This is a genomic window from Rickettsia sp. TH2014, assembly GCF_019249195.1.
Lineage (GTDB): Bacteria > Pseudomonadota > Alphaproteobacteria > Rickettsiales > Rickettsiaceae > Rickettsia > Rickettsia felis.
Genome location: NZ_MXAX01000147.1, coordinates 45 through 6,004, shown reverse-complemented (window position 1 = coordinate 6,004; position 5,960 = coordinate 45). Strand labels below are relative to the sequence as shown.

Here is a 5,960-nt window from a genome sequence, read left to right as displayed (position 1 = left end):
TTAATTTTACTAAATGTAAGATTAAATCTCAACTATTACATAATGAATAGAAAAAAATTAGCCAATTAATGTAACTTGTATCTCACTATCTTGTACTATTTTGACATATTCATTGTATACATCATCAGGCAAGTTACTAAATGCCTGATCGATGATAAGTGTCCCTACTCCTATCAATGCTAATTGAAAGCAAATATCTCCAGTCTGAGTATCGCCGGATACTTGTCCTGTTTCTAGCCAATCTCCAACTGCTTGTGCAAAAAAAGCAAAAGGTACACCGAGCAATACAACAATTTTTTTTTATTATATCAACCATTTTATTCTATGTCATTCTCGCGTGGTATTTGTTGCGTGGCTCGTTGTATGTCGTTCCCGCGGAGGCGAGAATCCAGTAATAAATATATAAAAACAAGTTTTTTATATATTTATTTTATCAAATTATGTGACCTCTGTATCAATATTGAAGTTATTTCCCTGGATTCCTGCTTTCGCAGGAATGACATAGAATAAAATCAAGTTTACGATCATGAGGTTCAACCGGAAAATTATCTATTAACTGCTCTTTTAAACAAACTCCGACAGCCAATATATTTCGGTTATTATTAAGATATCGGTCAAAATGTCCTTTGCCGTATCCAAGTCTATAACCGTCCCGACTAAACGCAAGCCCCGGAATAATGACTAATTCAGGGATAACACAATCATTATTTATAGGTTCATAGGTTTTAAAAGCACCTAAAGCCAACTGATCGTTATAATGATAAGGACAATATTTTATCTCATTTTTTATAACTTTCGGTAGGAAGAATCTTATTTTAGGATGTAAGTTTGTTATCTCAAGTAAGTTAATCTCGTATTTTAGAGGATAGTAAAGTCCTACTATCTTTACTTTTAACTCCTTTAATAACCGGCTAATTTTATTTATTAGAGAGTTTTTGACTAAGTTGGAATTAATCTTATCTTGGTTTTTTATTAAAAATTCTTTGAAATAAAGCCGCAGCTCTTGTTTGGTCATAAATATCCTTAAATTCGTCATTGCGAGGAGCGAAGCGACGTGGCAATCTCATAAAGCATAACTCCTGAGATTGCTTCGTCGAATTACTGCGTAATTCTTCTCGCAATGACGTAGGGGTATATTACATATTAATCGTTCTTTTATCTACACTAAGAGCTGCTTCTTTTATAGCCTCGCTTAATGTTGGATGGGCGTGGCAGGTTCTTGCTATATCTTCCGAAGCTGCTCCGAATTCCATATAAGCGATAAGCTCGGCAATAAGCGTACCTGCATCAACTCCTATAATATGAGCTCCTAAAACCCTATCGGTTTTACTATCGGCAAGAATTTTAACCATCCCTTCCGTACTACCGATTGCTCTTGCTCTACTATTTGCTAAAAACGGAAACTTACCTACTTTATAATTAATGCCTTTTCCTCTTAGCTGTTCTTCCGTTTCACCGACGCTTGCTACTTCGGGATAAGTATATATTACGCTTGGAATTAGATTATAGTTAACATGTCCTGTTTGCCCTGCCATAATTTCCACGGCAGCTACAGCCTCTTCTTCGGCTTTATGAGCAAGCATAGCTCCTTTTACCACATCACCGACTGCGTAAATATTTGAAACAGCTGTTTGGAAATGGTCATTAATCTCAATTCTACCTTGTTTATCTGTAATAATACCTACAGACTCAAGCCCTAGATTTTGGGTATAGGCTTTTCTACCTACTGCCATTAATACCACATCGCTAGTTACTGCCGAACTCTTACCACCCTCCTCTATTGTCAGATTTACTTTTCCTGACTTTACTTCAGCAGACAGCACTTTAGTATTTAGTTTAAACTCTATACCTTGTTTTTGCTGTAGCTTCATAAATTGCGTGGCAATTTCCTTATCAAGCATCGACACAATGCTCGGTGCATACTCAATAACCGTTACTTTAGCACCTAAACGACGCCAAACTGAACCAAGTTCTAAACCTATATACCCTCCCCCGACTACTATTAAGTTCTCAGGTACTTTAGAAAGCTTTAAAGCTCCGGTAGATGAAACAATAAACTCTTCATCTATTTTGATATTCGGTATTTCTATGACGCTGGAACCTGTAGTAATTAGGATATTTTTAGCTTTAATTTGCTCTTTATTTACCTCAACGATATTGCTAGAGATAATTTTAGCTTCACCTTTTATCCTAGTAATCTTATTTTTGGCAAATAGGCTTTCTATCCCTTTTGTAAGGTCAGAAACTACTTGATCTTTATTAGCTAGCATTTTTTGTAAGTCTAATTTTACATCTGCAGTAATACCTATACTCTCAAAATGCTTTAGAGCTTCTTCATATTTTTCGGAGGAATTAAGTAAAGCTTTTGACGGTATGCACCCTATATTTAAACAAGTGCCGCCGAGAGTATCGTTTTTCTCAACACACGCTACTTTCATACCAAGCTGAGCAGCTCTAATACTACCTGTATAACCGGCCGGACCGCTACCTATTACCACTAAATCAAATTCTTGCATATTTGTTTGACCTTAATAAATTGTTGAATCGTCATTGCGAGGAAATTATGTAATAATTGACGAAGCAATCTCAAGTAAGATTCCTGAGATTGCCATGCTCCTTTCAGTCGCTCGCAATGACGTAATACTGCTAAAAATACACCACTATCACCTTTATAACAACTTTAATCTTATACTATTCTTATTTGACGAAGCAATAAAACTAATTAAATTAATATTATCTTCAAAGCCGTTTGTATAATTTTGTAGTAAAGAGAACATCTTTTTAGAAATAGCGTAATTGTGACTAGCATTTAGTGAATTTGACTCACCGATATTTTTTATTTCTTTCATTAACGCTAAAGGATTATCAAATTTTAACTCTATATTTTCATAATCAACAATTACTTCGGCAAATCCTGCTTGTGATAATAGCATTGGGACATGGTCAAAATGAATAAAAGAAGAAATATGAGGAGAGTGTTTAAAACCACTTGCTGTTTCGGCATCTATTAAAGATTTACGTAAATTCTTTAAACTATTTCCGCCGACAAAATTACCGATAAAAATACCGTCAGGCTTTAAAAATGTTCTTATATTAGATAGAAAACTCTGCACATCATTTATCCAGTGTAACCCTAATGAATAAATAATTAAATCAAAAGAGTCTTTTGGAAATTCTAAATCTTCATCATCAATAGACATCTTCCCAAACTCTACTTCTAGAGGTAATTTAGACGTCGATCCGGTACTCGAATCCTCACGTACTAGTGTGTACGCTGTGGCGCTGTGTTCCGTGTCTCCTTTAAATTCCTCTCTATAAGCTGGTTTGGAAAGATGTCTAATTAATAATTTACGATCATGCCTAAATGAATCAAGCAATAAAGGCGACATATCCGTTGCAGTAATATCGGCATTTCGGTAGGTAGTTTTTAACAGTTTTGTAAGGTAACCGCATTTAGCCGATATTTCTAGAATATCCGAAAAATCCTTATCAATCATCCCTAATCGGCTTATTATATCGTCAGCTGCATGCTTGATAAATAAGCTGTCACTTATTCCCTCTACTGCATTATTTCGGTGATTTTTTAGCTTTAATCTGTTGAATATATAATCCCTTCCATTTATCTTCTATCTTTTGACCTAAAGTGTTAGTCGGGAATCGAGAAATAAGATCTCCTCTTAACCAACTATTTTGAATAAGTTCTCTCTGTCTTGCAGCGCGAATATCATCCCCTTTAACTCTATCTAGCCTTTCAAAATTCTCTTGAATACCTACAACTATAGGTTTCGTATTTTTATTGTTAGGTGATAAAGGTTCTAAACTCAACAGGCTTTTTTCTGAAGGATTTAAATCCAAAATTAGATCCAAATGCTCTAAGTAGACAGGTTTTAGTTGTTTATCATTACTAGAAACTTTTTTCTTTCTATCCCTGAAATATTGTTCGCGGTCTTATTAGATTCTCCTAGAGATTTATCACTACTTATACACAACAATACTAATATAAATTTCTTTAACATAAATAACCTTGTATATTATTATAGTTAATATAAATTAAATAATATATGAATCAAGTGCTGAAATAAATTAATTATTTCTAAAGATATTATCTTCGTATTTTTTTCTATAATGTATTTTGTAATTCTCGTTTCTTATATCATTAAACCATTGATCTTGTTGTTTTTTAATGTAATAATTTAGGGAATTAGATTTACTTTTACTAGTTTGGAAATTATCTTCACAAAATTTTAAAAAACCTGATATTAAAGTTTCTACCCCATTAGTCTCAGATTTTTTCTCAAGAAATTGCATAGAAAAATTAGTAAGATTATTATGTTTTAAATAAAATTGCTTATACTTCTCATGAATTTTATTTTCTTTTTTTATTTGTTGTTCTGAAAAAGATAATTTTTCCTCTAATAATTTATGAATTTCGGTACAGTCGCTCCAAGGTAATTCTATTGTTAGCTGCTCTTCCTGATATTCAAAATTATCTTGAATATTGTTAAAATCGGCATTTACTTTTACCGCACTTACTAATATTAAAAAGTAAATGAAAAGCTGGTATACGAAGTTCAACTTGAAAAAGAGCAAGGAATCCACAAGACGAGGAACACAGCGTATACTTAAACGTTCAGTATCGCAGTAATTGTAGGATGACGTAGCCAATTTTTTAAGTTCAACGAGTATACTCATAAAATTTAATTAATTTTAGCAGGAATCGGTACCATAATACTACTTCTGTATCTTTTATTGCCACTAAAAAGTGATTTTTTTTGAATTTTGTTATTATTTACTGGAATTGTATCTTCTAAAGCCCCTTCATTATTATTTAGATAACTATGTAAGGATGCTTTATAAAGAGCCATATTACTTGCTATTTTAACTACATCTTGCTTATATTTAAACCCTAAGGAATGAGTGGCTGAGTGGTAATGTGCTATAGCTTTGTGCCAACTCCCTAACTGATCATATTTTGAGCGCAAAAACTCTGCCCCGTAACGAACGTTATTATTTGGATCGAATGCTTGGTCAAGGGAATTAAAAGCTCCTAAATGATGTCTTAAGTTAATCTGCATACATCCGACATCAATACTCTCTCGCCCTCTTATAAGCTCTATTCTAACAAAACTTACAGCTTCTCTTTTTGTATTAAAATAATAGCCTTTTCCTTCAACGTTTACCGTCCAAGGCCATACTACTCTAATTTTACGGGTTGTATGTTTTTTTCCCGATTCTTTTAAGGCTATTGAATGTAATGTATTAGATGGGATGTTAAATTTTTTTTCAAAGTAAGGAAAAAGTTTTGAACATTTAAAGGATTCAGTGATTTCAGGATCGGCAATAGCCGGATTTGAAAAGAAGAAAAAGGAGCATAGTAGGATTTTAGCGTCATTGTGAGGAAAATTACGAAGTAATTGACAAAGCAATCTCAGGAGTATTATTTTATGAGATTGCCACGCTCCTTTCAGTCGCTCGCAATGACGACTTGGTATCCACGCAATAATATGAGGGAATGATATAATGTTCTTTCGAGCCATACCGGCAACGCTAAAATAAACTTGAGTTACTAATTAAGATAAACTAGCCTACCATAACTTATCTTATGAAGCAAGGGAAGTTATGAGATAAGAAACAAACAAGATTACTTATAAATCATTAGTGTCAAAATTATCTTTAGCAATACCTAATGTTTCTAATATTTGTTCAAGTTCTATTACTACAGACCCTAACTCAGCTGACTTTTTGTTAAAGTTAAAATTTTCTGAGGTTAATGTTGCTTCGTTTAAACTTGCAGTTCTAACTACACTAAATCTTACGCCAACTTCTTTAAGCCATTGATATGCATTATTAACATCTTCATTATTTCTATAATAATCACTACAATCATTTAGTAGTATGTGAAATATTTCTGCTTTTAATGTGTAATAGTTGAGATTTAATCTTACATTTAGTAAAATTAA

The 5,960-nt window shown here is 33.0% G+C and carries 7 protein-coding genes and 1 pseudogene; all 8 read right to left on the bottom strand.

The window, feature by feature from the left end; all coding sequences use genetic code 11:
* Nucleotides 1-57: 57 nt before the first annotated feature.
* Nucleotides 58-285: a hypothetical protein gene (locus KYQ89_RS02780; protein WP_218460307.1), complete on the bottom strand. Its 228-nt coding sequence runs from the start codon at nucleotides 283-285 to the stop codon at nucleotides 58-60.
* A 181-nt stretch (nucleotides 286-466) separates the two neighbouring features.
* Nucleotides 467-1,015 (bottom strand): 5-formyltetrahydrofolate cyclo-ligase, encoded by a 549-nt coding sequence (locus tag KYQ89_RS02775; protein ID WP_218460306.1) that lies wholly within the window; start codon nucleotides 1,013-1,015, stop codon nucleotides 467-469.
* Nucleotides 1,016-1,136: 121 nt separating this feature from the next.
* The gene (gene lpdA / locus KYQ89_RS02770; RefSeq protein WP_218460305.1) at nucleotides 1,137-2,516 is read right to left on the bottom strand and encodes a dihydrolipoyl dehydrogenase; all 1,380 of its coding nucleotides are present in this window, start codon (nucleotides 2,514-2,516) and stop codon (nucleotides 1,137-1,139) included.
* 153 nt (nucleotides 2,517-2,669) lie between these two features.
* Nucleotides 2,670-3,536 (bottom strand): palindromic element RPE1 domain-containing protein, encoded by an 867-nt coding sequence (locus tag KYQ89_RS02765; protein WP_371920393.1) that lies wholly within the window; start codon nucleotides 3,534-3,536, stop codon nucleotides 2,670-2,672.
* Nucleotides 3,537-3,567: 31 nt separating this feature from the next.
* Nucleotides 3,568-3,855: a hypothetical protein gene (locus KYQ89_RS02760; protein ID WP_256621213.1), complete on the bottom strand. Its 288-nt coding sequence runs from the start codon at nucleotides 3,853-3,855 to the stop codon at nucleotides 3,568-3,570.
* Nucleotides 3,856-4,083: 228 nt separating this feature from the next.
* On the bottom strand, nucleotides 4,084-4,575 hold the full coding sequence (locus KYQ89_RS02755) for a DUF2532 domain-containing protein (protein WP_256621212.1): 492 nt from the start codon (nucleotides 4,573-4,575) through the stop codon (nucleotides 4,084-4,086).
* A 122-nt stretch (nucleotides 4,576-4,697) separates the two neighbouring features.
* Nucleotides 4,698-5,537: a lytic transglycosylase domain-containing protein gene (locus tag KYQ89_RS02750; RefSeq protein ID WP_218460302.1), complete on the bottom strand. Its 840-nt coding sequence runs from the start codon at nucleotides 5,535-5,537 to the stop codon at nucleotides 4,698-4,700.
* A gap of 108 nt (nucleotides 5,538-5,645) precedes the next feature.
* A pseudogene (locus tag KYQ89_RS02745) lies at nucleotides 5,646-5,960 on the bottom strand (hypothetical protein); the annotation flags it as partial.

What these genes read in the sequence shown, in the direction of transcription:
- KYQ89_RS02775 (WP_218460306.1), bottom strand. Translation starts at nt 1,015, where the DNA reads ATGACCAAACAAGAGCTGCGGCTTTATTTCAAAGAATTTTTAATAAAA.
- KYQ89_RS02750 (WP_218460302.1), bottom strand. Translation starts at nt 5,537, where the DNA reads ATGGCTCGAAAGAACATTATATCATTCCCTCATATTATTGCGTGGATA.
- lpdA (WP_218460305.1), bottom strand. Translation starts at nt 2,516, where the DNA reads ATGCAAGAATTTGATTTAGTGGTAATAGGTAGCGGTCCGGCCGGTTAT.